The organism is Burkholderia sp. Ed8 (genome assembly GCF_040761425.1).
GTDB classification, from domain to species: Bacteria; Pseudomonadota; Gammaproteobacteria; order Burkholderiales; family Burkholderiaceae; genus Burkholderia; species Burkholderia seminalis.
In genome coordinates this window covers 216388-242514 of record NZ_CP142886.1, presented here as the reverse complement: position 1 = coordinate 242514, position 26127 = coordinate 216388, and the positions used below count along the sequence as shown (strand labels likewise).

25 protein-coding genes are annotated in these 26127 nt (G+C 56.9%); 9 read left to right on the top strand and 16 right to left on the bottom strand.

The features are described from left to right. Positions 1 to 44: 44 nt before the first annotated feature. The 3 genes from VXM69_RS15030 to VXM69_RS15020 all read left to right on the top strand — a co-directional run bounded on the left by VXM69_RS15030 (position 45) and on the right by VXM69_RS15020 (position 3190). Entirely contained in the window at positions 45 to 977 is a 933-nt protein-coding gene (locus VXM69_RS15030; protein ID WP_367189837.1) for a hypothetical protein, read from the top strand. A gap of 417 nt (positions 978 to 1394) precedes the next feature. After that, positions 1395 to 1712, top strand: coding sequence for a hypothetical protein (locus VXM69_RS15025; protein WP_367189836.1), 318 nt, complete (start codon positions 1395 to 1397; stop codon positions 1710 to 1712). A gap of 332 nt (positions 1713 to 2044) precedes the next feature. Continuing rightward, positions 2045 to 3190 (top strand): hypothetical protein, encoded by a 1146-nt coding sequence (locus VXM69_RS15020; RefSeq protein WP_367189835.1) that lies wholly within the window; start codon positions 2045 to 2047, stop codon positions 3188 to 3190. 335 nt (positions 3191 to 3525) lie between these two features. Here VXM69_RS15020 and VXM69_RS15015 read toward each other — a convergent pair. Next, a protein-coding gene (locus VXM69_RS15015) for an IS5 family transposase (RefSeq protein ID WP_175908046.1) occupies positions 3526 to 4343 on the bottom strand; the annotation gives its coding sequence in 2 pieces (ribosomal slippage) (positions 3526 to 3995 and positions 3995 to 4343; 819 coding nt in all). Between the two features lie 103 nt (positions 4344 to 4446). On the opposite strand from VXM69_RS15015, the gene VXM69_RS15010 reads away from it, so the two are divergent. Then, positions 4447 to 4737, top strand: coding sequence for a hypothetical protein (locus VXM69_RS15010; RefSeq protein ID WP_367189834.1), 291 nt, complete (start codon positions 4447 to 4449; stop codon positions 4735 to 4737). A gap of 862 nt (positions 4738 to 5599) precedes the next feature. Here VXM69_RS15010 and VXM69_RS15005 read toward each other — a convergent pair. From VXM69_RS15005 to VXM69_RS14980, 6 genes are all read right to left on the bottom strand, one after another. Continuing rightward, positions 5600 to 5791 carry a hypothetical protein gene (locus tag VXM69_RS15005; protein ID WP_367190186.1) on the bottom strand — a complete coding sequence of 64 codons (192 nt, stop codon included), beginning with the start codon at positions 5789 to 5791 and terminating at the stop codon, positions 5600 to 5602. 349 nt (positions 5792 to 6140) lie between these two features. Next, complete coding sequence (locus tag VXM69_RS15000) at positions 6141 to 6284, bottom strand: hypothetical protein (RefSeq protein WP_367189833.1); 144 nt, start codon at positions 6282 to 6284, stop codon at positions 6141 to 6143. Positions 6285 to 6425: 141 nt separating this feature from the next. Beyond that, positions 6426 to 6728 (bottom strand): hypothetical protein, encoded by a 303-nt coding sequence (locus VXM69_RS14995; protein WP_367189832.1) that lies wholly within the window; start codon positions 6726 to 6728, stop codon positions 6426 to 6428. A 69-nt stretch (positions 6729 to 6797) separates the two neighbouring features. After that, complete coding sequence (locus VXM69_RS14990; protein ID WP_367189831.1) at positions 6798 to 7088, bottom strand: H-NS family nucleoid-associated regulatory protein; 291 nt, start codon at positions 7086 to 7088, stop codon at positions 6798 to 6800. A gap of 206 nt (positions 7089 to 7294) precedes the next feature. Further along, complete coding sequence (locus VXM69_RS14985; RefSeq protein ID WP_367189830.1) at positions 7295 to 8449, bottom strand: toxin-antitoxin system YwqK family antitoxin; 1155 nt, start codon at positions 8447 to 8449, stop codon at positions 7295 to 7297. A 166-nt stretch (positions 8450 to 8615) separates the two neighbouring features. Next, positions 8616 to 10568 carry a hypothetical protein gene (locus VXM69_RS14980; protein ID WP_367189829.1) on the bottom strand — a complete coding sequence of 651 codons (1953 nt, stop codon included), beginning with the start codon at positions 10566 to 10568 and terminating at the stop codon, positions 8616 to 8618. A 56-nt stretch (positions 10569 to 10624) separates the two neighbouring features. Between VXM69_RS14980 and VXM69_RS14975 the strand changes: the two genes are divergently transcribed. After that, positions 10625 to 10993 (top strand): helix-turn-helix domain-containing protein, encoded by a 369-nt coding sequence (locus VXM69_RS14975; protein ID WP_367189828.1) that lies wholly within the window; start codon positions 10625 to 10627, stop codon positions 10991 to 10993. Here VXM69_RS14975 and VXM69_RS14970 read toward each other — a convergent pair. From VXM69_RS14970 to VXM69_RS14930, 9 genes are all read right to left on the bottom strand, one after another. After that, positions 10990 to 11340 (bottom strand): hypothetical protein, encoded by a 351-nt coding sequence (locus VXM69_RS14970; protein ID WP_367189827.1) that lies wholly within the window; start codon positions 11338 to 11340, stop codon positions 10990 to 10992. The two genes, VXM69_RS14975 and VXM69_RS14970, sit on opposite strands and share 4 nt — an antisense overlap. Position 11341: 1 nt before the next feature. Beyond that, positions 11342 to 11641, bottom strand: coding sequence for a hypothetical protein (locus VXM69_RS14965; protein ID WP_367189826.1), 300 nt, complete (start codon positions 11639 to 11641; stop codon positions 11342 to 11344). Positions 11642 to 11743: 102 nt separating this feature from the next. Next, positions 11744 to 12550: a DUF4942 domain-containing protein gene (locus VXM69_RS14960; RefSeq protein WP_367189825.1), complete on the bottom strand. Its 807-nt coding sequence runs from the start codon at positions 12548 to 12550 to the stop codon at positions 11744 to 11746. A gap of 66 nt (positions 12551 to 12616) precedes the next feature. Beyond that, a complete protein-coding gene (locus VXM69_RS14955) occupies positions 12617 to 13690 on the bottom strand; it encodes a hypothetical protein (protein WP_367189824.1) in 1074 nt (357 codons plus the stop codon). Continuing rightward, positions 13687 to 14589: a phage capsid protein gene (locus tag VXM69_RS14950; protein WP_367189823.1), complete on the bottom strand. Its 903-nt coding sequence runs from the start codon at positions 14587 to 14589 to the stop codon at positions 13687 to 13689. Before VXM69_RS14950 ends, VXM69_RS14955 begins: the two co-directional genes overlap by 4 nt. 51 nt (positions 14590 to 14640) lie before the next feature. Beyond that, entirely contained in the window at positions 14641 to 14856 is a 216-nt protein-coding gene (locus VXM69_RS14945; RefSeq protein ID WP_367189822.1) for a hypothetical protein, read from the bottom strand. Between the two features lie 12 nt (positions 14857 to 14868). Then, positions 14869 to 15864, bottom strand: a complete 996-nt coding sequence (locus VXM69_RS14940; RefSeq protein ID WP_367189821.1) for a YqaJ viral recombinase family protein — start codon at positions 15862 to 15864, stop codon at positions 14869 to 14871. Between the two features lie 283 nt (positions 15865 to 16147). Further along, a complete protein-coding gene (locus tag VXM69_RS14935; protein ID WP_367189820.1) occupies positions 16148 to 17116 on the bottom strand; it encodes a DUF932 domain-containing protein in 969 nt (322 codons plus the stop codon). A gap of 120 nt (positions 17117 to 17236) precedes the next feature. After that, positions 17237 to 18040, bottom strand: coding sequence for a hypothetical protein (locus VXM69_RS14930; RefSeq protein WP_367189819.1), 804 nt, complete (start codon positions 18038 to 18040; stop codon positions 17237 to 17239). Positions 18041 to 18514: 474 nt separating this feature from the next. Here VXM69_RS14930 and VXM69_RS14925 point away from each other — a divergent pair, with 474 nt between their 5' ends. From VXM69_RS14925 to VXM69_RS14910, 4 genes are read left to right on the top strand one after another with little or no spacing between them, the layout of a single operon-like run. Then, entirely contained in the window at positions 18515 to 19420 is a 906-nt protein-coding gene (locus tag VXM69_RS14925) for a DUF4007 family protein (RefSeq protein WP_367189818.1), read from the top strand. After that, complete coding sequence (locus tag VXM69_RS14920) at positions 19413 to 22868, top strand: hypothetical protein (RefSeq protein WP_367189817.1); 3456 nt, start codon at positions 19413 to 19415, stop codon at positions 22866 to 22868. The genes VXM69_RS14925 and VXM69_RS14920 overlap by 8 nt, the downstream gene beginning before the upstream one ends. Then, on the top strand, positions 22846 to 23673 hold the full coding sequence (locus tag VXM69_RS14915) for a phosphoadenosine phosphosulfate reductase family protein (protein ID WP_367189816.1): 828 nt from the start codon (positions 22846 to 22848) through the stop codon (positions 23671 to 23673). The genes VXM69_RS14920 and VXM69_RS14915 overlap by 23 nt, the downstream gene beginning before the upstream one ends. Before the next feature lie 22 nt (positions 23674 to 23695). Continuing rightward, positions 23696 to 26110 (top strand): ATP-binding protein, encoded by a 2415-nt coding sequence (locus VXM69_RS14910; RefSeq protein WP_367189815.1) that lies wholly within the window; start codon positions 23696 to 23698, stop codon positions 26108 to 26110. Positions 26111 to 26127 lie beyond the last annotated feature (17 nt).

Genomic DNA, 26127 nt, shown 5'->3' with positions numbered 1-26127 from the left:
GCGCATTCTGGAAATTCCGTTACGCATGTGTGGTGCGATCGAAGATGCTATTCGTTACGTTAGACAATGTTCTGCGCGCAATCGGGGCGCGCGTTGTAGTTCCTGATTGGGCAAGCCTTGCTCCGCAGGATGCCAACCCTTGGTTGGAAAACATTAACGAGTCGTATTATCGCTATAGTGATGCAGCGAGCCTTCTCGATTACCATTTGATGTCGACTGATAGCACATCGCAGCCCCGATGGCTCGACATCCGAGATGGCACCGGTTACCCGCGTCCGAATGATGCCGCGCGCGACGACGGCATGGCGTTCCTGCTTGAACAAGGTCAGTGGTATCGACGTTGGCTCAATTTCAATAAAGAGTTTTACCTGCGCAACGTACCTTCCGTCGGGAGATGGGCTCGCCTTCCAGCTACCGCCGGTGATTACGCGCGAGATTGTCCTCAGATGCCAGCGGCAAGCGAAAAATACGAGAGGCGAATTCATGAGATTGTTTTCGACGTCGAAGACATTGAGTCTTTTCTAGACCGATCGCACATTCCTCATGTACTGACGCAGCCACAATCTCAGCAGGTGTTGTCGATATCGGTGAGGCCGGACGAACACTACGATGTTCGAACTGACAGCACGGTTGAAGTTCATCACGGCGACTTACCGACTAGTGATGCTGCGCAGATTGTGGGGGTGCAGTCGAGTGTTCGACATCGGCATAAGACTACCCCCAAAGGGCGCAGGGCGTATCTCGAAAAGGCGATTGGTTGCGCCATAGAGCTTGCTGCTCCCAACGGGGACGATGCTGAGGCGGTTTTCGATCAATTGGTCAAAATTGCCTCCGAACGGCCTGACGAGTTCCGGCCATTGATTGGCTACATGAATGGACAAGTGATCTTTGGTGTGGGCGGCCGAGAGCGGGAATACACGAAAAAAGCATTGGCAGAACTGCTCGCGCGTCGTCGGGGACGTGACATCGGCAAGTGACGCATGGTTTATCTGACCACGTTAGACCACGATAAGCCACAACATCCACGATAAGCCACGATCCATCGACCAGCATCCCCATCACCAATAGTCTTGCAACCAAGCGATTTGCATGGAGTTGCCGTGTTAGGGATCGACGGGCAATGATCCTCGGTCAGTTCCATGCAGCGCGAATCCTTGAAGGTTCGTTTACTTGGAGCTGACTATGAAATTTCCATCTTCCCCCTCATCCTCGAGCGGCCGCCGGCAGACAACTGAAGAGTTTGCGGCCGCGATCTGTTGTCGTCCAGACTCGATTCGTAAACGCTATAGCGAGACGGGCAGTTACCACGGCGTACGTCCGGTAAAGCTGCCGAATCGTCGCCTCCTTTGGCCGGCCGATGCAGTCGAGCAGTTGATGAAAAATGGGAGTGTGAAATGATGCCGCCCGTCCACACGACAGGTACGCGTTCGTTCTTGCCGCATCCTCCCAAGATTCCGATTGAGTTGGTCGACGCCTTCCATCTCGAGTGGGCGCTGCGAAATTACCTGCTTCCGATCGGGCAAACATCGGTGCCGAGGCATGAGCTCAAGAACTGGCCGGCAGCCATGGGGATTACGCGCAAGCGTTTCGACAATGCATTGGTGGTCTTGCGAGATGGTTTCCGCATTTCGGTCGAGGCGGCCGGCAAGGCCACTTTCATCCACTTGCTGCCTCGATACATTCCTTTCGCGCAAGCGAACTGTGCCTTCTGATGCGATCTGGACGGTATGACGAACCGTCTTGAGCTTCTCAGGAGGTGCTTGCCAGTGATGAGGTTGATTTCGGTAAGCATGGGGGACTGAGGTGGATATCTGATGCCAGATAAATTGTGGGTCAGTCGTGAGTAGACTATTCAATTTTTAAGTTAGGTTTGCTAATTTTTCTGTATGGTTTGTTTTGTGCTTGGATCGGTTCGCGGTGTGCCGTGGGCCGATCCAAGTCGGCGAAATATGTCGCGAAGTCGACGTGTCAACGAACACGGTGTGTGACGACGATGCAGCGATGAACGATGACCGTTCCACAAGCATGCAAGGAGCTGAAGGGAATGAAGCAAACGAAAGGGTTGCGTCCCATCGACAGGGAGGCGCTGCAAGACCTAGAGAGAATGCGTGATGCCGTTCTTCTGGACGATGGTCGAACGATGTTGATTGGTCAACACGAAGGCACGTTACGCAAGATGCTCGAGATTGCGCAGTTGATCATCTATGGCGAAGAACCTGCATTCAAGATCCATGTAGATCGCGGGTTGAGCACGGTTTTTGAAGTGTCGGATCTGGGTTTTCTCATCCGGGGCATTCACCTGTGGTGTCCTATCCTTTATGCGTCGGATATCGAGCTTCCGCCGATCGTGAAATTGTGTCTGGACGTCTACCGGATGCATGAGCTGCGTGCCTTTTCACCCATTTCACCAAGCGGCCGATTGTTGGATGGTCGGTTCGTCGCTGATGTCTGTGAGGATTACATTGCGGATGTGCGCATCGAGGCGATCGGCACTGGCGTCAAGCGTAATCAAGCGCGGTGGGTGCGCAATGCTGAAGAGAACGAGCAAACGGTCGGTACCTATCTGGACAGGATGCGCGAGAGATATGGTGATTTTACGATGTTCGGGATTGATCTCTTCTCCCAGCGTGCACGTATGCGTGGGAGAGATGCAAGTGCGATCGCCGGGCAGCTCGAGGTGCTAGCAAGCGAGAACCTGACGATGTATTTCAATGGCACGGTAGAACACGTTCCTGCGAGTGGCGGACACGTCGGTATCGAGCAAGTGTTGCGCGATCGCGAGCGTCTGTTTTCGAACATCAAAAGCAAGTCGACGATCGTCAAGCACATGGTTGGTTATGTTTGCAGTGTGTCGTGGTCTCGCGTGGGTGGGTTCTATCTGTACTGCGCTTGTATCTTCGACGGGGAGCAAATCGACCAGGCGGACTGCGTTGCATTGTCCGAAGCGGTAGGGCGCTATTGGGCTGAATCTGTCACGCGCGGGCGCGGTGAATATAAACGCCACGGTCTGCTGGGAGGCGACGGCTATGCGGCCGAATGGATCGGATGTGACGAAGACGAAAAATTTGATCGCTGGAAGCGCGGTCTCCAACGTCGCGCGCTGCGGGACAAGTATGCGCGTCCCCAGTTGCCGGATGAAATCAATTCGAAGCTGTTCACCATGGGGCGTATGCCGAAACCTGAGGAGTGAAGTGGCGGTGCTTCGAACGCTGAAGAATCCGGCGAGTCAGTTGCCGTCCGGCGGCCTCAGATGGGCGGAGCGCGGCTCAGTATTTTTCGGGAACGTTGGCGTATCCGAGATAGTTTTCAGCAATATCCCAGTTGGTACGCCGCCAAGCCAGGCTGTCGTCCTAGAGGATCGAGAGTCCGGCAAGGAGCGGCATCCAACCCACAAGTGTCCTAATGGAGTCAGCGGGAAAATCGGCCCTCTGTCCGCACCAAAAAGGCGGACGAGCTGTTTCCCGAGACGAGAGGTTGCCTCTCGTTCAGATCATCTACCCACGCGGTAATTATTTAGAGGCCAGTTCAAAACCCCTGCTCAGCTCGTCGGAAGATGTTCCAACAGATGAGCGAGCAGCCAAGTTTCAGGAATGCTTCGTGAATGTAGGCACGTCGCTCAAAGCGAGTGCGTAGGCGACGGAAATTGTGGAGCCAGGAATGCGTACGTTCGACCACCCAACGATACTTGCCCAGACCACTGCCATGCTCGGTCCGGCGCTTGGCGATCACCGGCTTGATACCGCGTTCGCGCAACGCGCGACGATGTCGGGTGCAATCGTAGCCGCGATCGGCGTAGACGACGCCGGGCTTCTGAAGCGGTCGGCCACGAACGCCGCGGATGGGTGGGATCGCATCAACGAGCGGCAGCAACTGCGTGACGTCGTTGGTGTTCGCGCCAGTCAGGATCGCAACGAGAGGAACGCCGTTGGCGTCTACGAGGATGTGGTGCTTGGAACCGGGTCGCGCGCGATCCGTGGGGTTCGGGCCAGTTTTTCGCCCGCCCCAACGGCGCGCACGGACGACGAATCGACCGCAGCGTATGACAGATCGATTTGGCCGGTCGCACGCAACTTGTCGAGCAGCAACTCGTGCAGTTGGTCCCATACACCAGCCTTTTGCCAGCCGCTCAATCGCCGCCAGCAAGTGGCGCCCGAGCCAAAGCCCAGACGAGTCGGCAAGTGGTTCCAACGAATTCCCGTTTTGAACACGAACAGGATACCGTTGAGCGCCGCACGATCGGACACGCGCGGACGACCAGGATCGCTCTTCGCGCGAAGCTTCGCAGGTGGCAGCAATGGTTCGATCAGTATCCACAGTTCGTCGTCAATGATTGGCGCTTCCATCCTTGGACTTCCCTTGTTCTGATGCCCAAGGTTAACAGCTTGCCGAGGAAGTAAACAACCCCTCTCCGGAGTTTTTGAACTGGCCTCTTAGGAAAGTCAGAAAATGACGACGAACAACACCAATACTTCCGGCGTGTCCACAGCGCCGAACAAGATCGACCAAGATTCGCTGATCGCGGCGCTGGACGCGTTGCAACCGAATGCTCGGCAGCAAAAGGAAGACCTCTTTAGGAAAGCTTTGCCGTCGATCCTTGCGGCAGAGCAGCGTGGCGTCCCGCGAAGCACGATCGTCAAGGCGCTGAAGGAGCAGGGTTTGAGCCTGTCGATCGGCGGCTATAAAGCGATCTACGACAAGGTGACGAGTGCGCTTGCCGACGGCGGCAAGAACGACTGACGTGTAGGTGATGAACACGGGCGTGGTGTCGCGGTGATTTTGCCAGCACTGCATGGCATGGCGATACGCGAGCTGTACGTGATCTATAGCGTTTGCAAGCCGGGGAAGAAGGGCGATGCGTCGTGACGGCGTGTCGCCTTTCCTTGCCGGTGGTGATCGGCGCTTGGTGGTGCGTGAGCGTGCATCGATCGTAAATGTTCCGCGAGTGATTCGAGCGCGCTGCTGGCTGAAAGGTGACGAGACATGCTTTACTGGTCAGGCCGTGCATCAGCGCGTCGGTGATCGCATTTGCGTGGCGAGGTACGCGTCGCCGGCGGCACGCATGATACAAACTTGGAAACACATTCCCCTTCGGGGAAATCACGCAGCACACAACAAATTGCTTCCGTTCGAACGATAGGGCGTCTACGCCCGATAGTTTGCACGGGAGTAATTTGTTTATCGAAACATAGGTTTGGTATAAAAATTTATCGTCCTGATTATGGTTTGAACCAACCCCGTTCTCCGAGCGAGCGAAGCAAAGCGAAGGGTGGATAGCGGAGCTTATGCTGCTAAGCATAAGCGTAGCGTCACCCCATTATCGGTGACCATCAAAGGTCACCGACTAACTTCAATAAGCGGAACGAGGACTCCTCGTGGAGCGTCAACCTATCGAGCCCCTGGGGGGGCGCGATCTGACTTTGATAAAGCGAAGTGTCCAACGCGCCTTGTGGGCGCTAAGGACACGCAGCGTAGTTCTCAACTCGAAGTGGTCGAGTCGACCACGAGACTGATCTTTAAAAATAAGTAGTCTATCTACCCTATGTCCGACAGGACAATCGAATGCTATCCTCTACCACGCGCATCATGGCGATCTTCATCTTCAAAGCAGACGCAGATTTCGAATCTTCCCGATCTGAGGTGATCTTTTCAAGATCAGGTCCGCAATGTACTCCGGCAACAACACTGGCGGAACGTTCGCTGGGACAGCGTCAATGAGCTGAGATGGCACCTGGACGATGAAGTCGTCAGGAGCATCAATCAGGCTGTGTTCGTATGCGACTCGGACTTGCATGAGGTGTGCGAGGCAGTTTGGGAAGGTTGATTCTATCGGATGGAAACGACGCACTGGGCGAAGAAAATAGCTCCATTGCAGATGGAGCATGATCGTCGGGCTTGGGGTTGCTGGAGGGCGTGCAGGACGACGTGAGGTGTCTGAGGCAGAGTAGCTTCCGTATCCCGGGTAAACTCTACTCGCCGAGATCAAAATAATCGTCATACATTGACCGCGTAGTAAAAATTGACCATCTTCTAGAAGAGGTGTTGATGACTACGGGTAAAAAAGACGCATCGTTGGCGAGTAAGCAGCTTGCCAACAAAAAGAGCACGCCTGCTCAGAAGTCTGTCGCAGGCTCCGATCTGGCTCAGGCGAAAAAACCACCGGCACCTAAATCGAAACCGAAGGGTAAGTAGGCATTGCTGGAAACCAGACCCGCTTCGGCGGGTTTTCTATGTGCCTCAGATATCGGTGATTGTGCGATGGTGTGTTCGAGCACATTGCTGGCCATCAAATCAATCGCATCGACGAGCCGATGCCGTGGAAAGTGGCGCCGTCACTGCCGTTACATGTCGATCGTCAAGGCCGAGTAATCCGATCAAGCTCGCGTCGGCCACCACGGCTTCGGTGCCTGTCGCTCGGACGAGGTTTCCTAGCGGTGGTCGATACGCGCAACATAGCGTGACCATATAGCCTCGAATACTTCCAACGCGATCTCTTGCGCCTCGAATTCCGGATCGGCGTTGATCTCGATCGAAGAAGGCACTGGAACGGTTCCCAGTGCCGTTCCTAGCGACGACCTTGTTTCGTCGGCAAATCCCACACTGCCATCGCGGAAGAATTCGAGCTTGCGCACCTCGTAACGGTCCCCGTCAAGCGCGGAGACGAGCCTGATCGGTTCATCTTTGTGGGTATGCTTCCACGCGACGTCGACAGCAACCAGCGCATTTTCCATGGGCTTTTCTGCACAAACGTCAAAGTAGCTGCTTTCAGCAGTTCGACTGCGGGATCTGTCGTCGAGCAATCATTCCTTGATCAGAAAACGATCTCGATTCTTTGCGTCCTTGATCCATGCAGGCGCGCGACCCCGGCCGGACCATGTTGCGCCAGTCTTTGGATCGAGATACTTCGCTTCCGCAGTCGATTTGGCCGACTGGCTGCGACGTCTACCGAAAATGTCCTTCTCGGTGATGCCGTACTCGGCGACCTTCGCGCGAACTTCTTCGAGGACTGCCTGGAATTCAGCGAGGCGTGCTGCCTCGGCTTTTTCGGCGAGTGCTTCTGCCTGCGCTTTCAGATCCTTGTAAGTCGCCATATTGCCCTCCATTGGTTATGGTCGCCGTAGGATAGCAGCATTGACTGTCAGGATGGTACACGCCAGTTAGTAGTTGTACGAAATCGAATATGGGTGATGATTCGAACCGACACACGGATGCGTGGAAATTGGACGCAAAGAATCAAAAAAAATACAGACTGATGGACCTTGGGGCAACGCCCCTTCGGTCCGTCGGAAATGACGCTCTACGACGGCTGCTTTCCGGCTCGGCAGTTGTCGACCCATTCCCACGCCATGTCGTACCTGATGATCGCATCGGGGCCATTTTTTGCCACGAAGTTCTTTTGCCATTTCTGCGTACAGGCGTTGTCCTCGGTCGGCCACGCGCTACGATCTTCGATCTGAGTTGATGAGGGAGATGTAGGAGTGACTGGAACGTTGGCCACTGCCGGGAATCGTTGTTCACATTCCGCTGACCACTTCGCTTCTTGCCGTCCAGTAACGTCCATCGGATCCGGCGGTGTAGCGTTCCGAAGTTCGCGTATGCAAGCTTTCACCTGTTTGATGCGTTCGAGGGTTGCGCGCGTGTTTGCGGTGGCCTGTGCTTCTTCTGGTGTCGGCACTCGCATGCCGGATTCCCAAATGTTGTGGCTGACGAGTTCGCCCGTGTTGGGATTGAAACGATCTTCGGCACCGTCGAGCTTGTCGTTGGTAAATGATGCGCGGTAGATGACGCGCTTGCCATCAGGTGCATAGCGAATCATTTCCCCGTTGACCGCACCGTTTTCATAGTGTGCTTCCAGGAGCGTGTTTCCAGTTTTGCCGTCGTACGTTTTGATCGTGCCGTCCAGCAGACCGTCCTTCCACGGAAATTCACCGATAAGCTGTTGCGTCGGCGCGTAGTAGATCTTCTCGGTGCTATCCGGCTTGCCGTTGCTGAACGTGACATCGAGTACGGTGCGATTACCGCTGTCGTCGAAGATCTGCATCGAGCCGGTGAGCGCCGCGTTTCTGAACGACATTTTCATACGGACCGTATCGGATTGCGGAGTCGTGCAGGCGGCATCGCCGTCGAGGATGCCGTTACTGACCTTGGCGTCGCAAAGGAATTGATGAATCGCCATCGGATCGATGCCGCCGCGATAAGGTTCCGACACGGCATACGTACTGTTTTGCATCATCTTCAGATAGCCGGGTTGATTGCTGAGAATGCGTGAGACGGGTACGTTGGTGACTGTTCCGGAGAAGGGGGCGTTTGCGTCACCGGCATACACCCTGCCGTTCACGATCTGGACGTTGCGATAATCGAGGACATCGCCCTTACAGCCGGCGAGCAGCGTGACGATGAAGGTAGTCGCGATGAGCGCCACCCGATGCGATTTCAGGTCGAAGATTTTCATGGGTTGAATGTGGGAATGGTGACGGTCACGCGCTTCTGTACAAATGAAGTGACGGTCGGCAACGCAGAATGAAAAAAGCCGACCGGACGAACCGGTCGGCAAAAGAGGTTCTGGCGATCCGAGGGGGTAAGTGCCAGAACCCAGGCCAAGCTTCAAGGTGATTTGCTCAATGCTGAGCGGCGACGACCGAATTCAGCGCCGCCATCAACGAGGCAGGGAGGCCGGACGCGAACTGCAAAGACTTGTCGGTGTACGTCGACGGATACAGCCAGCCGACCTGCAAGCGTCCCGCGCGGAGCGCAAGAACTAGCTTGGCGCCCTGAGCGAGCGGTTGCAGGCGACCGTTATTCGCAGCCAGCGCCGCCATGTCGCTCGAGGCAAAGTCAAAAATCAGCACATTGGCGTTGCCGGGATAGACGGACCATGTGGCAGGCGTGTTGTCGATCGTGGCGTGGTGATCTGCGGACAACTGAATCGAATCCAATCCGACATTCACTGCCGCAAGCTGCACGCCGACTGCTTGCTGAGTCGACGTGTATGTGATGCTTGCGCTACCGGATGTCATGACAATCGTGCCGCCATCCATGTACGCGGGAATGCCGCCACAGACGAGGCCACTTTGCACGACAGCGTTGTCGCACATCGGTACTGACACCGGCAGAACGATGCGATCCGCCGAATAGGCTTGAAGGCCGAGATAGGCGCTGGTGGCGCTCGGGAATGTGGCGCCGGTCAATTGCGTCACGTGGGCGAAGTCGTAGAAGCCGGGAACCGCCGGGGCGGCAAACGACAAGGGCTGACCGGACAGGTCGACGGAGCGGGCCTCGTATGTGAAACCGATACCCGATGCCGGGTCGGTACCCGACAAGGTTGTGCCGATGCTCGAAAGCGGCAGCGGGGCGAGCCGTTGGGTCTCCGAGATGAGGCTCGACCACGTTCCATCTGCCTTCAGCACATACTCGCCGGCAAGCCCGTCGTATTTGCCACCGTTGTACGCACCGAGGCCGATACTGGTCCATGTGTCGGTTCCCACCGGCAGGTTTTCCTGCCGATCAGTCTGCAGTGCCCCGTTGACGATCTGGCGGACATCGCGAACCACCGCTTGATTGGTCGAGCCCGGCGTCGGGTTGTATCCGCCGAAGAACGAAACCAGATAGTCCACGAAGCTGTAGGTTGGTTTGGCGAGGATCTGCGAGGCGTCCGCGATCTGGTAGACCGGCTTTGCCGCTTGGGTGGCCAGATCGTCCTGGGTGATCGCCGTCACGCTGCCCTTGGCGATCATGGCATTCAGGGTATTGCGAAGCGTCGCGGCGTCGACCGCGCCCTTGACCGAGAAGGTGCCAATCTTGTCCACGATCTGCACCGCGAGCGCTTGCGTCGCCGCATCATTGTTCGCGAGGTAGTCGGCATTCGGATCGACGTGCTTGCCAAGCAGGCTTTGCACGGCAGCGACGGCCTGCGGGCGGCTCAAACCGGTCTGCATCTGGGCGCCAACCAGCGTCGTGAGCGGACTGACAACCTGTGATGTCGTGGGCTGGATGACTTGCGAGAGCGTGAAGCCGGCCGGGAACTGGAATCCCGCCGGGCGAGACTGGTCCTTAGTCGTCGGCGTGACCTGGACGAGTAGCATTTTTCCGGTTGCATCGCCGCTGTACGGAATCGCGAACTGGCCGGTTCCGTCTGTGATCGTCGTCGGCTCCCCCGAATCACAAACCCCGTTGTTGTTCAGATCCAGGCAGACCGTAGCACCGACGAGATAACCGTCAACGGCTTTGCCGGTAATGGTTGGTGTGGAGGGGGGCTGCGTGGTGCCGGCGCCGGTCGATGGCTGAGTCGGGGCGGAATCCCCGCCGCCCCCACAGGCAGCAAGCGCCGCTGCGATGGACAGGCCGAGAAGGTGTTTACTGAACCCCGTATGGTTCTTGGTTTTCATTGTTTCAACCTTGTTAATAAAGAGTCGGATTTGATATTCGATTGTTGTCGAATCGGAGTTCTCCCTTTCCGCTGGTAGGAAAAGGCGTTCCGAATGGATGGAGCGCGGCCGTACGCTTATCGCGCGGATCGCCTCCCTCAGCTTGGTAAACGGCAAATCGCTCAAAAGGTTGAATATCAACCCCAAAGGCCCTTCATGTCAAAGGGATGGTGCTCAACCATTTCGGTTGACTAGGAGGGGCCATGCCGAAATCGGGCACTGAAGACTTGGCTGTCGCGGTGGGTAAAGCCATCGCGAAGCAGCGCATTGCAAGCGGGTTGACGCAAGAAAAGGTTGCGGAGCGACTGGGGATCGGCTTGGAGGCCGTGTCGCGGATGGAGCGCGGAACGGTTATCCCGACTGTGGTGCGCCTTTTCGAACTGGCGGACATCTTCGCGTGCGATGCTGCTGACCTGCTAACCGAGGCCAGCAATCGATCCAGCGACCAAGCGAGTCATCTGAACCGGCTGCTGTCACGTCTGTCGACCGGCGATCGAGCGATGTTGTTGGAAGTATTCGAGCGTTTGTCGGCCCGTCTCACTCGTCGTGAAACAGTAGGCGGGCACCGCTAACGCCCGAGTAGCGTGTTGCGTAAGGATGACTCGAACCGGAACGCCTCGGACGGCAACAGCACAAAGGTCGCGGACCGTTTGTGCATGGTATGCATCCAGATCTTTTGTCCACTCGACAGGATGTAACTTGATAGCAGATAGTCACCGGTTATGAGGGCGCGCTCGTTGCGTTGCCAGTCCTCGTCGGTGAGTCGTCCCCAATCGCCGCGCACGTGGCGGATCAGGAAATGGACGAGGGGAACCTGAACGGCCTCCAATGCGGCACGAGCACCGAGCGAAACGAAGACACAGCCAGGCGAAATCCGGGCGGCCACGCGGAGTTTGGTGGGAAGCGAGCGGTCCGGCATGTCAATAATCCCCCGGCAGCAGGAACGTGGTTGAGGAGCGATCCCATTCGGTGATGACCCAGACGGTTTGACCGCCGGGCAGAACGTAGCTGGACAGCAGGCGTAGCCCTGCGTCGATCGACAACTCGTTCTGTTGGCGATCAGATTCGGACAGGTCACCCCAATCGCCACGCATGTGGCGGACCAACAGGTCGATGATCGACACGTGCGCGTTGGCGATGGCTTCCAGCGCGGCGGGCGTGGCGAAGATCCGGCCGAGCTTGAAGCGCGGGCCGGCGTGAACGATGTATGGCAGATTCACGAAATTCTCCAGGTAATGGACGAACACGAGCCTCCGGATAAGCCGGATACCGAGTTCGCTGAATGGATAAGGGAAAGACGAGACGCAGGACGCGTCGCGGAACTACCGGGCTTCGGACGCGAGGGCGTTCGGATAGTGCTTCGCGAGAATCAGGTTCATTCTGTCGACCAGATCAGCGCGTTTGAACGTCAGGTGGCCGTTGCCGTTCTTGAACCAGCGCAGGTGGAAATAGCCGTGCTCGGCCTCTGTCTTCCGTTGGCGCTGCGCGTCCGAGATGAGCGACGACATGCCATGCCGATGATCCGGCTCCGGCTCGCCGTCGAGCACGCTGAATACCCGCGTCAGATCGTCCAGTTCGTTCGTGACGTGATAATTCGAGCTGCCTTGCGAGAGCAGATACCGGATGATGATGCGTTTGCCGAACTTGAACGGTTCATTCGTCCTGTAATTCCACGACAGCCGCTGGAAGCACTGAAGCACGCCGCGTTCGAACATGTCGCCGCGTGCTCCGTAGAGTTGAGAAAAAGTGGCTTCAATGTTGGCGGCCGTCAGTTCCGGTACCTCGCCTTCGGCAATCTGATTACTCCATTGGTCACGCGCCTTCGCATCCATGAAGGTGCGTAGGCCCGATTCCGACAACAGGTAATCCCAGCCGCGCACATCGATGATCCGTACCATGGCGGCTTCCGCGTCGTCGCGCTTGGCATATTCTCCAGTGACGGTGGGACGGCCACGGCAGCCGTAGCTTTCATCGAGAACAAGACGCGGGAATCCGAGATGCGCAGCCTTGGCGAGCGCCTGCGCTTCGCCGAGCAGATCGAGGGCGGCGCGCACGCGTTCGACGACGGCGACGCGCTGGTTGGCGAGATTGGTGACGCTGATGCTTTTGACGAGATCGGTAGAGTCCATGTGGCATGTCGATATGAAGTGGAATGAGGGCGACAAGAAACAGCCGGGCCACGTAGGCCCGGCTGTTTATGCCGCAAGGTTGAGTTCGACCAGTCGCCGGCGAAGCGCGAGCGCTTTGGCCTGCGAGCAGCCGAGATGGAGCCGGATGTCGGCGACGGTCGGACGCACTAACCCCGCTGCAATATCCCGAGCGAGTCGGGACAGGTGGTCGTCGAAGGGAGCGGCGACGGGTAACGGCGGAATCGGACCGTCGCGGGGTGCGTGACAGTGAATCGTGCTGTCGTGACTCGGTGTCGCGGAATCGCAACTAACGGCCTTGTCGTCGTGACGGGCCGTGACGGGCACGACACCCGACGGAGTCGTGCCGGCTGCGTTCGTGACTGGCACGACGCGGGGCGGAGTCACGGCCGGCGTTACCGTGACGGCAGACGACGCTACGCCAGTCTCGACCGGTACCGATGATCGAAGCGCGATCGTCCACAATAGGCAAGCCACACCTTCGAGCACAGCGGCGAACGCGAGACCGGTCAGCAGATCGACGCGAGCCGCCGTCGTGCTGAGTAACGCAGCGAGCCGTGCCGTGACTGGATCAACGAGTAACGCATCACGCTGCGACGTGATGCGATCCGTCGCGACCTGCTGACGTCGGATCTCGTCGGCTTCGGCATTCAGCGCATCGATCCTGGCGCCGAGCGTGACGCGCCGACCCTCCAGCGTCACGCAGTTACCCACGCAGTAACGGGCATTGGCCGCCGCGAGTTGCGCGGTCACGGTGGCGCGCTCTGCCATGACGGCTGTGAGACTGCGAGTGGGGGGCGGCACCGAAGTCACCGGTACCGTCGACGCACGCATCTCCCCGGCATGTTGTTGGGCGAACGTGAAGAAAACCGTATGCCCAAAACATGCCGTTACCAGACAGGCACCCCATAACACGCTACCCACGGTGCGGACAGGGATCGGCGCATCGCGAATCAGCGCCGGCAACAGGTGTGCGCTCGTGACGAGCACCGTTCCGATCGCGATCCAGATGAGTCGTTCCGACAACGTGCCGCCGCGCTGCCAGCCTGCCAGAATTGACAGACTGAGTGCAGTCACGGTTGCCAGCGTCGCCAACGCGAATACCCAGCGCCGAACGCTCATGCTGCTTTGCCGCTGAGCAGGACAGCTTTGCGTTCGAGCTTGTCGCGCAGGGACGGCGACTCGGACATGCCGCCTTCCCCGGTATCCGGCTGGGCCGAATTGTCAGGGTAAAACTCCTCTGCGACAGCGGCCCGTTCATCGGGACTATCTTCAAACGCCCCGTTGGCGAACCCGAGCCGAGCGGCGGCATCGAGCGCCGATTGGTCGAACCCCGCCGAACGCCGCCGCGTGTCCAATTCCTTTGCCTGTACGAGCGCTTCCTCCAGCGTACTGCCCGAGCTCACACCGAGGTCAACGTAATAGATCGCCGACCGGTAGCTCTGCGTGGTGCTTTTACCCCTAAGCTTAAGTTCGAGTGGCAGGCACGCGAGCAGGTTACCGGACACCGCACGGAAGTAATGCAGGCGTGCGGCCAGGGTCCGAATCGAGTTGTAGGACGTCGTTCTCAGGATGAACGACCCCATCTCGTCGTCGTCACCGATGATCACATTCAACCGTCCGTAGGGTTTGCAGCCGCCCTGACGGCCGAAGACGCAACCGTCCGGAGATGGGCACGGCATGGCTTCGATACCGGTGTCGGTCACGCGTCGACATTGTTCTCCGTTACCGACGCATACGGGCCGTCCGGTATCGCGGTCGAACAGTGAGTACTCGGCCCGCAGGTTCAGATCCGGATCGTTGAACAGCACGCGAACCGGGATCGAACGCAGCTTGCCGGCCGTCGCCTTGCGCAGCGTTTCGTTCAGCGGGTGCAACATCCACTCGCCGCGTTGTTGCACCTGCGTCGTGAGGGTGAATTGGTCATCTTTCTCCGGAATGCGTTTGCCGTTCTTCTCGACGATACGCCCGATGGAGATGCGCCCGACGACGGGCGGAGTGATAGCTAAACCCTTGAGCATGATGGGGGCCTCTAATTAGAAAGGGGAACGGCGAGCACCGAATCGCGCTGACTACCGCGCGAAGTGCGCTTCGAGCTTCGTGTGGATTTCCTGGGCGACGCCGTGCCAGGCACGCGCACTGATCATCGGATTGACTTGCAGTGCGTCCAGCGGCGTTTGGGCGACATGCGCTGCGTGCTGGCTCAGCGCGTCCATCACAAAGGCTTGCGCGAGCGCGCCGTATCGTGAAAACGTCATGATGTCGGTGAGACATTCGAGATTCGTCATGGTGGGTGAGAGTCAGGTGGAAACGAGAAACCGGCGAGAACCGGGCTTCGAGCGGGCGTACTGCTGTTCGAACTCGGGGTGATTGGCCAGCAGCCGTTCTAGATCGACCGACGAGGAGTCCTTGCTGCGCTTGAACGAGACCGAACCGGTCTCGAACAGAGCACGTGTGGCGTCGCCCATGGCCTGCTGGATCGCCTGCTTGAACTGTGCCTCGAGCTGCTGACGCGTCTCGATCTCGGCCCGCACGGCAACCAGATCGGCAAACACGGACGACAGACGCTGGTCGTCACTGAAGTCGATCGTCTCGCCATGGCCGGGATACAGGTGGCGCAGTGCGCGATCGGCCGATTCCGATCCGTCCGCAGGCGGTGGCGTATCCGTTTCCACGAAGCGCCAGAAACGCGCTTCCAGTTCGATGAGCCGACTGATCAGGGCGTCGTCCCGCTCGATCCGATGCACTTCCAGCGCCTGCCCGCAAAGCAGGACTGCGACATGCGCCGCCGTCTTGCCGGTGACAGCCAACTGATGCTGAACTTGTATCTGCACGTATTCCGGCACGCCTTCGCGCCAGAGTCGGGCGCCATACTCTCCAGTGGTCTTGCACTCCAGAATCTGGACGTCGCGCGCACCGACGATCTCGCGATCGATGTTTGCCAACATCCAAGGAGTCGAGCTATGACGGAGCACGGCGTTGACCTTGCGCACCTTGTTGCCGGTCTGCTGGGTGTAGACGGCCGCGACGATCGGCTCCAACAGCGTGCCCCAATACGTCGGCGACGTCGTATCGTTCGGATCGGGGCGGGGCATGCCTTCCGCGCGTCCGGTCTTGTCGAGCCACAATTCCAGCGCACTCATGTACGGGTTCAGGCCGACAGCAGCAGCGGCATCAGACCCGCCAATGCCGGTACGGCGCACAGCCAGCCAGTCGTCGCGCGCGAGTTCGTTGGTCTTGACGAGCTTCAGCGCAGGCTTTCGCGTGCGCGGTGGTTCAGGGTGAGGAGTGTTCATGCAGTCTCCGGAAATAAAGAAGCCCGGCAGACGAATCTGGCCGGGCCAAAGGTGAGGAAATACGGGGGCTATATGAAACTGCTGCGCTACGTTGAGTGTGCGCGTCGGAATGCGTCCTGCAACGCGTTGTAGGCGAAGGTCACGAGCTTGCCGTTTCCAAGGTGGACCGTCGTGCCCTGGGGTTTGATTTGCAGGACAGTGGCGTAACGGCCTCCGAACCGTAACCCGGCCCCGCGCGGAATTTGAATTCGCATGTCCACGGCCAGAGTCGGTATGGGCTTGGTCATGCGACAAGCTTCATGGCCTCGTCCCAGGCACGTTGCTTGAGCGTTGCACCCGCGCCGAACCAGGCGGCGTCGAGGCGGTGATCATCGGTCCGGGCACGGCGATGGTGATCGACGTATTCCGTCACGGCGTTGAGCAAACCCCATGCCGTACCTGATGCGGAAGGCAGATCCGCACCCTTGCCACGACCGGCATAGAGCTGGCCGACTGCCTTGATCGCTCGTTCATTGACCGCAACGGTCTCGCGGTCCGGAAGGTTGGCAGTCGAGTACGTCAACACGCGTCGCAGGAACGCTTCGGCCGTGGAGTCGGTGATCTTGCGTTCGGCGAGCGCCTTGGTCCGCACCATGAACGCATCCCAGGACGACACGGCGATACCGAGCTGACGTTTCACGGCGGCCGCATCGAACTGCGAACGGTGCGGAACCTTTACGGCACCGACGTTGTGATCCAAGGCTATTTGCAAAGTGTTATTACAGACCACACGCACCGACGTGAACTGCGCGGTGGTTGCCAGGGTGCCGTCGCAAGCGGTAGCCAGCAACAGGTAGCCGTTGACTTCGTCCTTACCTTTTAGGGTGCCGGACTGGCCGGTACGGGCGAGCGCCCAGAGCTTGCGACCTTCCTTGAGGACGCCAGCTGTCTCGAGTTGGAACCCACCGACCTCCGTCAGATCTCGATAGAACTCCAAAATCTGTTCGGGTTGAACGACTTGATAGCGCGCGGAGACGACGGACAGGGGCATCTTCGTATCGCTTCGGTACAGCACTTTCTGTTCGGGAAACGCGTGGATTGAGCCGAGATTTCGGTTTCCATTGGCGACGAATCGGACTTCTGCTTCCTCGATGGTCCAATCCATGCCGGCGGCACGTTTCCAGACCTCGAGGGGTTGTTTCGGGGCGAGCTTGTTGCCGAGACCGTGCCACGGTTCCTGACCTGTCCACGCAATGGTTTGTACAAGATGCACGATTGAAAACTCCTGTTCGATAGAGATGGCATAACGCCCGGCCGATGCCGGGGAAATTGGATTGAATGAGGGGGGAGCGAAAGAAGCGGACAGCCAGAATGACTGTCGCGATTGCGGCGATCAGCGGTACTGCGCGCCGAAGGTATGACCGCACGACAGGCACCGGTAGTTATCAAGCAGACTGTCGTCGAGTACGCCGCCGACAGCGGAACCTGCGATCGAGCCGGCTGTGCTGCCAAGCAGCCCGGCGATCAGGGCGCCAGTCAATCCACCGAATACAACACCGAGCGGGCCTCCAACGGCACCGACAGCCGCGCCAGCCTCGGCACCGGACAGCGCCATGGCGACACCACTGGTTGCGCCAGCAACGCTGCCAAGCGTACTGCCTGCTTTGCGGCCGACGTTGAGCGCATCGATCCGAGTGGAGCCGCACTGAGGACAAGCACGCGTGTCGCTAGACGACAGCGCTTCCGTTGCCCACGGTGGCGCATACGAGAAGTGATCGGGCTCGGTAGCTGTTGTTGCGGATGGACGGGGCTCGGCCGACAACGACGATGGGGAGTCGAGCGGTTCGCCGCGTGCCGGCGGTTCAAATCGGCGTCGATAGGGTTCGGTTTCGAACGGTTCGCGATCGTCGGGAAACGGATCGGGTGAACGACGAGTGGGGTAGTCCGATGTCCGGGACGATGCCGGCGGCGCGTGTCGGACAGCATGCAGAGCGTGGTCAGGGTAGGGAGCCTGAGCTTCCCATTCGTCGATCGTAGGATCGAAAAGCTCGTACTGAGGGGAGGTGACGGCGGTAGGTGTAGGTGACGTCGGGGCGGGAGTTGGAGTCGTGCGCCGCCTGAGAAACAGCATGATGCCGGTACAGACAAGAATCACGACAGCGATATTGCCAATCGCGAAGGCAAGAGTGGGATGCATGGGGAGTTCCTAAGCGAAGTGCGTCGATGCGGAAATGCATCGGCGAAGCCCTCCGATGGCTGGCTCGGGTAGGTGATATGGAACTGAGATTTTTTGCGATCGCATCAGCCAGAGCGGAGTTGCCGCACATCGACGTTCAGTGCTGTCAGGTGCGGTATGACATAAGGGGGCCGTTGCGAAGCGAACATATCGGGCGCAGACTGTTTTAAGTTAATATATGCCCAAATTTCAGCCCTTATTTCGCCTTGGTGGGTACTTTATGAAGGTTCATTTCGGTACAAAAAAAGTACAGAAAATGGGTAGGATAGCCCTTACGGATGCATTGTTGCGGAATGCGGGTATCCAGGAAGGCGACTCTGTCGACCTGTACTTCGACGCAACGACGAAGGCCATCATTATTGAGCGCACGCCAATCTCCGGGGAGCCAGAGGCTGCCTCAAAGATTACGCGTGGCGCAAGCAAATCCCAAACATCATGACAATCACAGATCGCTTTTCCGGACACGAGTCCTTCGTTTGCCGATATGGCTGGCTGCCCAAAGCCTATCAAGCAGTGTCAGCGGAGCCTGATCTCCTTCGAGACGAGGAGCGGGCGATGCATCAGCTTGGTATCGGTCGCAACATGGTGAAGTCTCTCCAGTTCTGGTGCGAGGCAATGGGGGTATTGACGTTTGTACCGGGGCAAGGCCATGTTCCGGGCCCGATTGGGCGCAAACTGCTCGACCTGGACCACGGCTGGGATCCTCACCTGGAGTCGCTGGAGTCGCTATGGCTGCTTCATTGGCGACTGTGTACTAATGCGGCGCTCGCGGCTTGGTCTGTGGTGTTCGGAGAAGCTAGGCTGGTGCGTTTCGATCGACAACGGCTGATCGGCGCTTTGGTCGAGCGCGCTACGGGCGCAGCACGGCCGCTTGCATCGAGTACGCTGGAACAGCATGCCTCGATTTTTCTGCAAAGCTACTATCAGGCAGAACGCAACAGCGACGACACGTCTTGGTGTCCGCTGCAGGATTTGCTGCTGGTGCGCGCCGCGAAGGAAGAAGACGGGCGCGTTGTCTTCAATACTGATCTGCGCGCTCCGGTTGGTCTAAGCTTGCGAGTTTTTGCCATTGCGCTAGTGGAATACGTGACATCAAATAACAGCGGTTCTTCTTCCGTTGAATTCCATCATTTACTCAAAGGCACAAATAGCCCTGGAGCGGTATTCCGGCTGGACGAACACCAGCTTCGTGCGTTCATTGAGAACCTCGCAGACGGCGTTTTGAACGGCGCGCTGCGATTCGTGGACACGTCCGATACCCAGAGTGTCGTGCTCGACAGATCTCGCATCGAACAGCACTACCTGTTGAACGCTGACAAGGAGGCTATCGCCCATGCTTGACCGAATCATTGATGGCCTTGAGCTTCGTGCGCAGCATACGCGGTCCATCTCGCTCAGCCGCGACCTTCGTGACGATGTGGCAGTTATCAGTTATTTGCCAACGCCTAACGCCATCCAGGCGCTTAAGCAGATCGGCAACGCGTTGGCGCACAGTAGTTCACAGCGCGCATGGAAGGTGGTCGGCCCATACGGGAGTGGTAAGTCGGCACTGGGCATCGTGCTTGCTCAGTTGCTCCAAGGGCAGAGTGCCTGTCCTGTGGTCTACGAGATGTTGCGCAATGCTTCCGCGTCGGTTGCCAGTTTATTCGCGGGGTCCAATCGGTTTCCGATGGCGATAGTAGGCGCACGCCTATCTATCGGGCTCGCTCTTGGCGCGGAAATCCATCGTGCACTCGCTCGCTGGCCTAACGGAAAAGGTGTGAATGCATTTAAGAAGCATCTCTCCGAACCGGGATACTACAAAGGCCGGCCGATCAACGCTGTGGCTGGTGAGCTGATGCGCGATTTTTGTTCGATCGTTGCTGCGCAGGGTTTCGCTGGGACGGTTCTATTGATCGACGAAGTGGGGAAGTTTGTTGAGCATGCCGCGATGCATCCTGACGCTGGGGACTTGATCGCGCTGCAGCAGCTAGCTGAGGAGGCGTGCCGACCGGCTGACGATTCGTTGGCGTTGGTAGTGATGCAACACCAGAACTTTGCTAGCTATGCAGCTGGCATCGGGCGTGCATTGGACGATGAGTGGCACAAGGTTGCATCGCGATTCGAGGAAATTCCTTTCGACGAGCCCGTCGAGCGTTATGTTCATTTCGCCGCTCACGCGCTTGAGGCCAAGCCGTCCTTGTATCGCGATGCCGTGCTCGCGCAGTCGGCGCGCGCTGTGTTCGATATCGCGTTGGAGCAGGACATCCTTCGGGCACCGACCGCTGCAGACAGGCGTTTGCTTCAGCACCCGGAGAGACTCTATCCACTTCACCCACTGACCCTTGCTGCGCTGGCAATTATCTCCAAGCGGTATGGGCAAAGCGAGCGCTCGTTTCACGCTTTTCTCAACAGCAATGAGCCGGCCGGCTTGCGTGACTTCGCGCAAATTACGCCAGTTGAGGGTCACCCTTGGTATCGCCTGACGGAAGCATTTGATTACCTAGCATCCGGCCAAGGACTGCGCTTTCGAGATCTCGCTGCCGAGAGACGCTGGGCCTTTGCGGTAACCGCCATCGATCGACATGGAAATGATGCGGACGCGCTGTCCGTGCTCAAGACCATTGCTGTGCTGGAACTTGTCCAGTCTTCTTTGAGGCTGCGCATCACCCCGGAGCTGGTTGCCTACGCACTTGGCCGACAGGATGTGCCAGAGACGAAGGAGCGGCTCGATCGTCTGGTGTCGGAGAGCCTGCTGATTTGCCGCCACAATCGATCGGAATACGGCTTCGCAGTTTCAGAGGCAGTCAACATTGAAGCGCTGTACGACGACGCTGCGCAGACCGCTGAAGGTGAGCTAGTCGTTCGGGGAGCCAAGCATGTGCTCGGCAACCGGTTTGTTATTGCCAACAGGCACTATAACCGCCGTGGAACCATTCGTACTTTGGCGATCGACGTCGGTACCGTGGCGGCATGGCCCGGCGTAGCCTCGCGGAAAAAAGACGGTGAAGGGCAGCCTGATGGATGGCTTCGGCTCGTTCTGGTGACGGCAGGTTCGAAAGAGCAAGGTGAGGCACTGGACCGCATTCGCAGTGTGGACGATCCCCTGAGCGTCTACTGCTGCCTTGCTTTGTCGGTGCAGGGACGTGCTGCGCTCGCGGAGTTGGCGATATGGCTTTCGGTGCAGCAGGAAGTTACAAGCAAGCGGCTCGATCCGTGGACGAGCCAGTACGTTGATAGTCGGCTTCATCAGGCGAAGGAGGACGTCGACGCAGTTGTGTTCTCTGCACTTGCCGTTGGACAGGGTTTCGCTGGACCGGCGTACTGGTACCAGGGCGAGGCTATCCCCGATTGTGAATCGATGAACGTAAATCAGGTGGCGTCTTGGCTTTTTGAGACGGTCTTTAAGGACGCACCGCGAGTCGTTAACGAACTAATCAACAAAGACCGCCCGGCGTCTGCGATTGTGCTGGCACGCCAACGACTGATGGACGTGCTGCTGGCCGGTCCAACCGGTGCACCAATTTTCGGCGATAAGGAGTTCCCTCCGGAGAGATTGATCCACGCAACATTGGTGCGTGACACCGGCATCTGGGAGACAGATGGTAATAATTGGAAACTGATTCCGCCACGAAAGGGGGCATCGGTTGATATCAGCGGGGTTTGGGCCGAGATTTCGCGCATCTTAACGAGTGATGCGCCGACATTTGAACAAGTTCTGCACGCCCTTGCGGCTCCGCCGTTTGGAGTGCGCAGCGGGCCGGCCAGCGTGTGGGTTACGTTATATTTGCTGATTCATCGTAGCCGGTGCGCCATATTCGAACGCGGTACGTTGGTATTAGAGCTCACGAGCGAGTACCTCCAGCGCATGTACAAGAATCCTCACACCTTCCAGGTGAGGGAACTGTCGGGAGGGCGGGATAGCCTTGATTTGCTGCGCGATTATGGTTCGGTGCTTGCCTCTCTTGGGGCTGCGCCAATAGGCGAGGTAACATATTTGGCGCTGGCACGCTCACTTTATCGGTGGTTCGGGCAGCTTTCGGATTTCGCGAAACAGACGGGGAGAATTGGCAAAGACGCAGTGCTTGTTCGAGCACGTCTGAGCAAGGCTCAGGATCCAATTGAGTTGTTGGCTACAACGCTTCCGCAGGTGCACGCCCAGAGCAAGGCAAGCTGCTCGTTTGTAGAATGGTTGTCCTCGGCCCTGACTGACCTAGGGATGAGTCAGCGTAAACTACAAGAGACCGTGGCCATTGAGCTCGGGCGAGTCTTCGGGATTGCCGGGCAATTGGGCAGGATCCGTAGCCAACTACAGGCAGAGTGCTCCGGCGCAGCGACCGGATTGGCAGATGCGCGGCTCAAGAGCTTCATTTTGCGTTGCACGGACGTGACACTGACGGACGAGAAGTGGCTCGATTCGGTAGCAAGCCTGCTTGTGCAACGGCCACTGGACACGTGGACGGATGAAACAATCGCGAGCTTCGCGCAATCGGCCACGGAGATAGGCGGCCATTATCGTCGCTGGCTGCGACTTGTCATGCAGCGGAAGGGGGCGCCACGAGCAGCAGAGCGTTTTGTTAGCGTAACGCTGACTGGCGCGACGGGACAGGAATCTGCTCTGTTTGTCGCGAAATCCGAACAGTCTGCGACGTTGGCTCGCAGCATTCTGGATCTTCTGGAAAAGCAGGCTATGGCAGAACCCCATACAGCTGCCGCAGCATTGGCGGAAGCGTTGCAAGGGCTCAATGTCATGCAGATACAGTTGAATTCGACCAAGGAGAAAGATCATGACGAGCGGGAAGCAAGTTAGGCATATTCTCAGCTTGTCCGGGGGGAAGGACAGTGCTGCGCTGGCCATTTATCTTCGCGATCGAATTCCGCAGATGGAGTATATTTTTAGTGATACTGGGAAGGAGTTGCCCGAAACGTATGCGTACCTCCAGCGCATATCGGATTACCTCGGGAAGGAAGTGACGCGCCTCAACGCCGACGTTGGTTTCGACCACTGGTACGAGATGTATGGTGGCATGATTCCATCTAACCATCGCCGGTGGTGCACGCGAGCATTGAAGCTCAAGCCGTTCGAACAGTATTGTGGCAACAATGAAGTCGTTAACTACGTCGGCTTGCGCGCTGACGAGGATCGCAGCGGATATATTAGTCACAAGCCAAATATCACAGCGGTCTACCCGTTTCGTGAGGATGGACTGGTCTTGCGTGACATTGAGGAGATTCTCCGAAACTCCGGCGTAGGCATGCCGCCTTACACGCAGTGGGGACGCACACGTTCGGGTTGCTACTTCTGCTTTTATCAACAAAAGATCGAGTGGGTCCGATTGAAGGAAACCCATCCAGATCTGTTCGAGAAAGCGAAGGCATATGAAAAACCTTATGAGAAGACTGGAAACTTCTTCACGTGGAGCCAAGGTGAGAGCTTGGCGGAGTTGGAGCAGCCGCACCGTGTGGAGCAAATCAAGCGTGAACACGTGATTCGGATCCAGCGCATGAAGGCCCGCAAGGAGAACGCGACGCTTGCTGAGGTATTTGCCGAGGCAGATCGGGGTGAAGACCTTGATGATGACGAGGATCAGGGATGTCTGGTTTGCCAGCTCTAAAACGATAACTAGCTAGGTCGTCATGTATCAATTCAATGTTAAAGCGCGTGTCTTGCTGGAGCTGGGTGCCGAACTGATCAGTTCGGACGAGGTTGCACTATACGAGTTGATAAAAAATGCAGTCGATGCGAAGACTGAGAAAGTCATCATCCGGGTGTTCTCTTGGTTAAAGCATTCCGATTATATAAAACTCCAATCCGAGATAAAATCTTTCGATAAGCCGTTGACGCGGGCTGTTGTGTCAAAATGGATTCAGCAATACGTCAGTCCTGCTGCGAGTGATCTGTTCAAGTCTAGGCTGCTAGATAGTTTGTCGGAAGCAGGAAGCGAGGAAGCTATTCTTTTGCTTCGCAATGCGTACTCGAACTGTTCCTATCTGGAGGTTGAAGATTTTGGTGAGGGAATGACAAAAGATTCTCTTGTCAAAAACTTCCTTACGGTCGGAACACCTAATCGTGTAGGTAAAACGGGTAGTAAATATCTCGGGGAGAAAGGCATCGGGCGACTTTCGGCAATGCGCCTAGGGCGGCGACTGGTCGTCACCACGACGACGACGGCCGACAAGAATTTTTCTCGTTTGGGCTGCGATTGGGGCGCTCTGGAGGACAACGTTGAACTCGATATATCAGATTTTCATCCGACGCTGGAGTCTCTTGCTGGCGAAAAAGACAAGGAAAAAGGAACAAAAATAACTGTTTCCGATCTGCAAAGCGATTGGTCAGAGCAAACGCTGCGTCGTATTGCGAGAACTCATTTGTCAAAGTTGCAGGACCCCTTTGACCGGAATTCGATTCGACTCGACATCAGACTTTTTTTTAACGGCGATGAGTTGAGGGATGCTTTCGTCGAAATCGATCAAGAGTGGTTGAAAGGATGGCATGGCTATCTGGAGATGGACTTTTCCTACAAATCTCCACTAGGGGATGCGCGATTGGCGAACCGCAAACCCGTGCCGGTCCTGAAGGGAAGGGCTATATTTCGAGTGCCTACGCAGGGCGGCCAGGTTGATGAGGATTCGCAAGAGATATTTGCGGAGGGTGACGGCCTATATAGCATGCTCGCTGATGAAAATGAGCCGATGGTTCCGGGTCAAGTTCGGAGTAATGCCCCTCGATATGCGGGAATCGATACCCTCGGTCCTTTCTCGATGAAAGGTTATTGGTATAACCGACAAAGAAAGGGACAAGAGATTTCCGAGAAGGACGCAAGAAATGATTTCAAGGAGTGGCTTGAATTGTGGGGCGGTGGATTGTTGGTATATCGTGATGGTTATCGCGTGTATCCTTATGCCTCGCCAGAAGATGATTGGCTATCCTTGGATCAGAGGGCACTCCGTCGTCGATCTTTCAAGTTAAATCGGGGGCAGTTCGTCGGTTTCGTACGAATTGGGTCGGAAACAAATCCTGCGCTCAAGGATCAAACGAATCGAGAAGGCATGCGTGATTCTCCCGAGAAGCGGGCGCTTATTCAATGTCTGCAACAAGGAATCTGGAAAGAGCTTGGGTCGCGTGTGTCTGCGCACGAGGAGCGCTCCACTAGGCTGGCATTAAATTCTGTTCAAAAAATTGATCAAACAGTAAAAGAAAAATCAAAATCGGCTAAAGCGTCACTGACGATTCTTTCCAGAAAACTTCCTGAGAGCGACGCCTCCATTCGCGAACTGCGATCGCATATCGATCAGCTGGAGTTGGCGTGGGCACACGCGAAATCCACCATTAAGAAGCAGCAGGAAGGAGCTGAGGCGTATGTTCATTTGGCTGGTGTCGGAATGTTGGTGGAATTCATCGTCCATGAACTTGCCAGAACCGCTAAGTACACGCTTGGGGATCTTGATCGCGAGGCAAAGGCGGCCAAACTGTCTCCGACCTTGAGATCGCTTCAGCAACAGCTAAAGACTCTAGAAAAAAGACTGCGAATTCTCGATCCGGTCAGCACTCCGGGGAGGCAGATTAAATCGGACTGTGATGTCTTGGAGGTTATCGATACGCTAATTAGTGCTCACGGGGCTCAGTTCGAGCGGCACAAAATTAACGTCGAGTATGAACGAGGGTTAAACGAGTCGCTGATTACTCACGTGGTTCCTGGGCAGATTTTTCAAATATTTGAAAATCTTATATCGAATTCCGTCTATTGGCTATCCACGCGAGATTCGTTGGTTGATCTGCAGGGAGGAGAGCGGGGTGTTTGTTCCACAATTACGGTGGAATATGATCTTGACAAAAAGATAATTGATTTTGTTGACAACGGTCCGGGGATTGAGGAGCAAGATGCAGACAAGATATTTGATCCCTTCTGGAGCAAGAAGCCTGCTTCCGCAGGGCGTGGCTTGGGACTTTACATAACAAAGCGATTGAGTGACGATAATGGTATAAAAATCGAGCTTCTTTGGGATGAGGAAAAAGAGGTTTATAGCGGTTTTCGATTTGAGTTTTCGTGATATTGAATAATAATGAT

What these genes read in the sequence shown, in the direction of transcription:
- VXM69_RS15030 (WP_367189837.1), top strand. Translation starts at nt 45, where the DNA reads ATGCTATTCGTTACGTTAGACAATGTTCTGCGCGCAATCGGGGCGCGC.
- VXM69_RS15025 (WP_367189836.1), top strand. Translation starts at nt 1,395, where the DNA reads ATGATGCCGCCCGTCCACACGACAGGTACGCGTTCGTTCTTGCCGCAT.
- VXM69_RS15020 (WP_367189835.1), top strand. Translation starts at nt 2,045, where the DNA reads ATGAAGCAAACGAAAGGGTTGCGTCCCATCGACAGGGAGGCGCTGCAA.
- VXM69_RS15010 (WP_367189834.1), top strand. Translation starts at nt 4,447, where the DNA reads ATGACGACGAACAACACCAATACTTCCGGCGTGTCCACAGCGCCGAAC.
- VXM69_RS15005 (WP_367190186.1), bottom strand. Translation starts at nt 5,791, where the DNA reads ATGCAAGTCCGAGTCGCATACGAACACAGCCTGATTGATGCTCCTGAC.
- VXM69_RS15000 (WP_367189833.1), bottom strand. Translation starts at nt 6,284, where the DNA reads ATGGCCAGCAATGTGCTCGAACACACCATCGCACAATCACCGATATCT.
- VXM69_RS14995 (WP_367189832.1), bottom strand. Translation starts at nt 6,728, where the DNA reads ATGGAAAATGCGCTGGTTGCTGTCGACGTCGCGTGGAAGCATACCCAC.
- VXM69_RS14990 (WP_367189831.1), bottom strand. Translation starts at nt 7,088, where the DNA reads ATGGCGACTTACAAGGATCTGAAAGCGCAGGCAGAAGCACTCGCCGAA.
- VXM69_RS14985 (WP_367189830.1), bottom strand. Translation starts at nt 8,449, where the DNA reads ATGAAAATCTTCGACCTGAAATCGCATCGGGTGGCGCTCATCGCGACT.
- VXM69_RS14975 (WP_367189828.1), top strand. Translation starts at nt 10,625, where the DNA reads ATGCCGAAATCGGGCACTGAAGACTTGGCTGTCGCGGTGGGTAAAGCC.
- VXM69_RS14970 (WP_367189827.1), bottom strand. Translation starts at nt 11,340, where the DNA reads ATGCCGGACCGCTCGCTTCCCACCAAACTCCGCGTGGCCGCCCGGATT.
- VXM69_RS14960 (WP_367189825.1), bottom strand. Translation starts at nt 12,550, where the DNA reads ATGGACTCTACCGATCTCGTCAAAAGCATCAGCGTCACCAATCTCGCC.
- VXM69_RS14955 (WP_367189824.1), bottom strand. Translation starts at nt 13,690, where the DNA reads ATGAGCGTTCGGCGCTGGGTATTCGCGTTGGCGACGCTGGCAACCGTG.
- VXM69_RS14950 (WP_367189823.1), bottom strand. Translation starts at nt 14,589, where the DNA reads ATGCTCAAGGGTTTAGCTATCACTCCGCCCGTCGTCGGGCGCATCTCC.
- VXM69_RS14945 (WP_367189822.1), bottom strand. Translation starts at nt 14,856, where the DNA reads ATGACGAATCTCGAATGTCTCACCGACATCATGACGTTTTCACGATAC.
- VXM69_RS14940 (WP_367189821.1), bottom strand. Translation starts at nt 15,864, where the DNA reads ATGAACACTCCTCACCCTGAACCACCGCGCACGCGAAAGCCTGCGCTG.
- VXM69_RS14930 (WP_367189819.1), bottom strand. Translation starts at nt 18,040, where the DNA reads ATGCATCCCACTCTTGCCTTCGCGATTGGCAATATCGCTGTCGTGATT.
- VXM69_RS14925 (WP_367189818.1), top strand. Translation starts at nt 18,515, where the DNA reads ATGACAATCACAGATCGCTTTTCCGGACACGAGTCCTTCGTTTGCCGA.
- VXM69_RS14920 (WP_367189817.1), top strand. Translation starts at nt 19,413, where the DNA reads ATGCTTGACCGAATCATTGATGGCCTTGAGCTTCGTGCGCAGCATACG.
- VXM69_RS14915 (WP_367189816.1), top strand. Translation starts at nt 22,846, where the DNA reads ATGACGAGCGGGAAGCAAGTTAGGCATATTCTCAGCTTGTCCGGGGGG.
- VXM69_RS14910 (WP_367189815.1), top strand. Translation starts at nt 23,696, where the DNA reads ATGTATCAATTCAATGTTAAAGCGCGTGTCTTGCTGGAGCTGGGTGCC.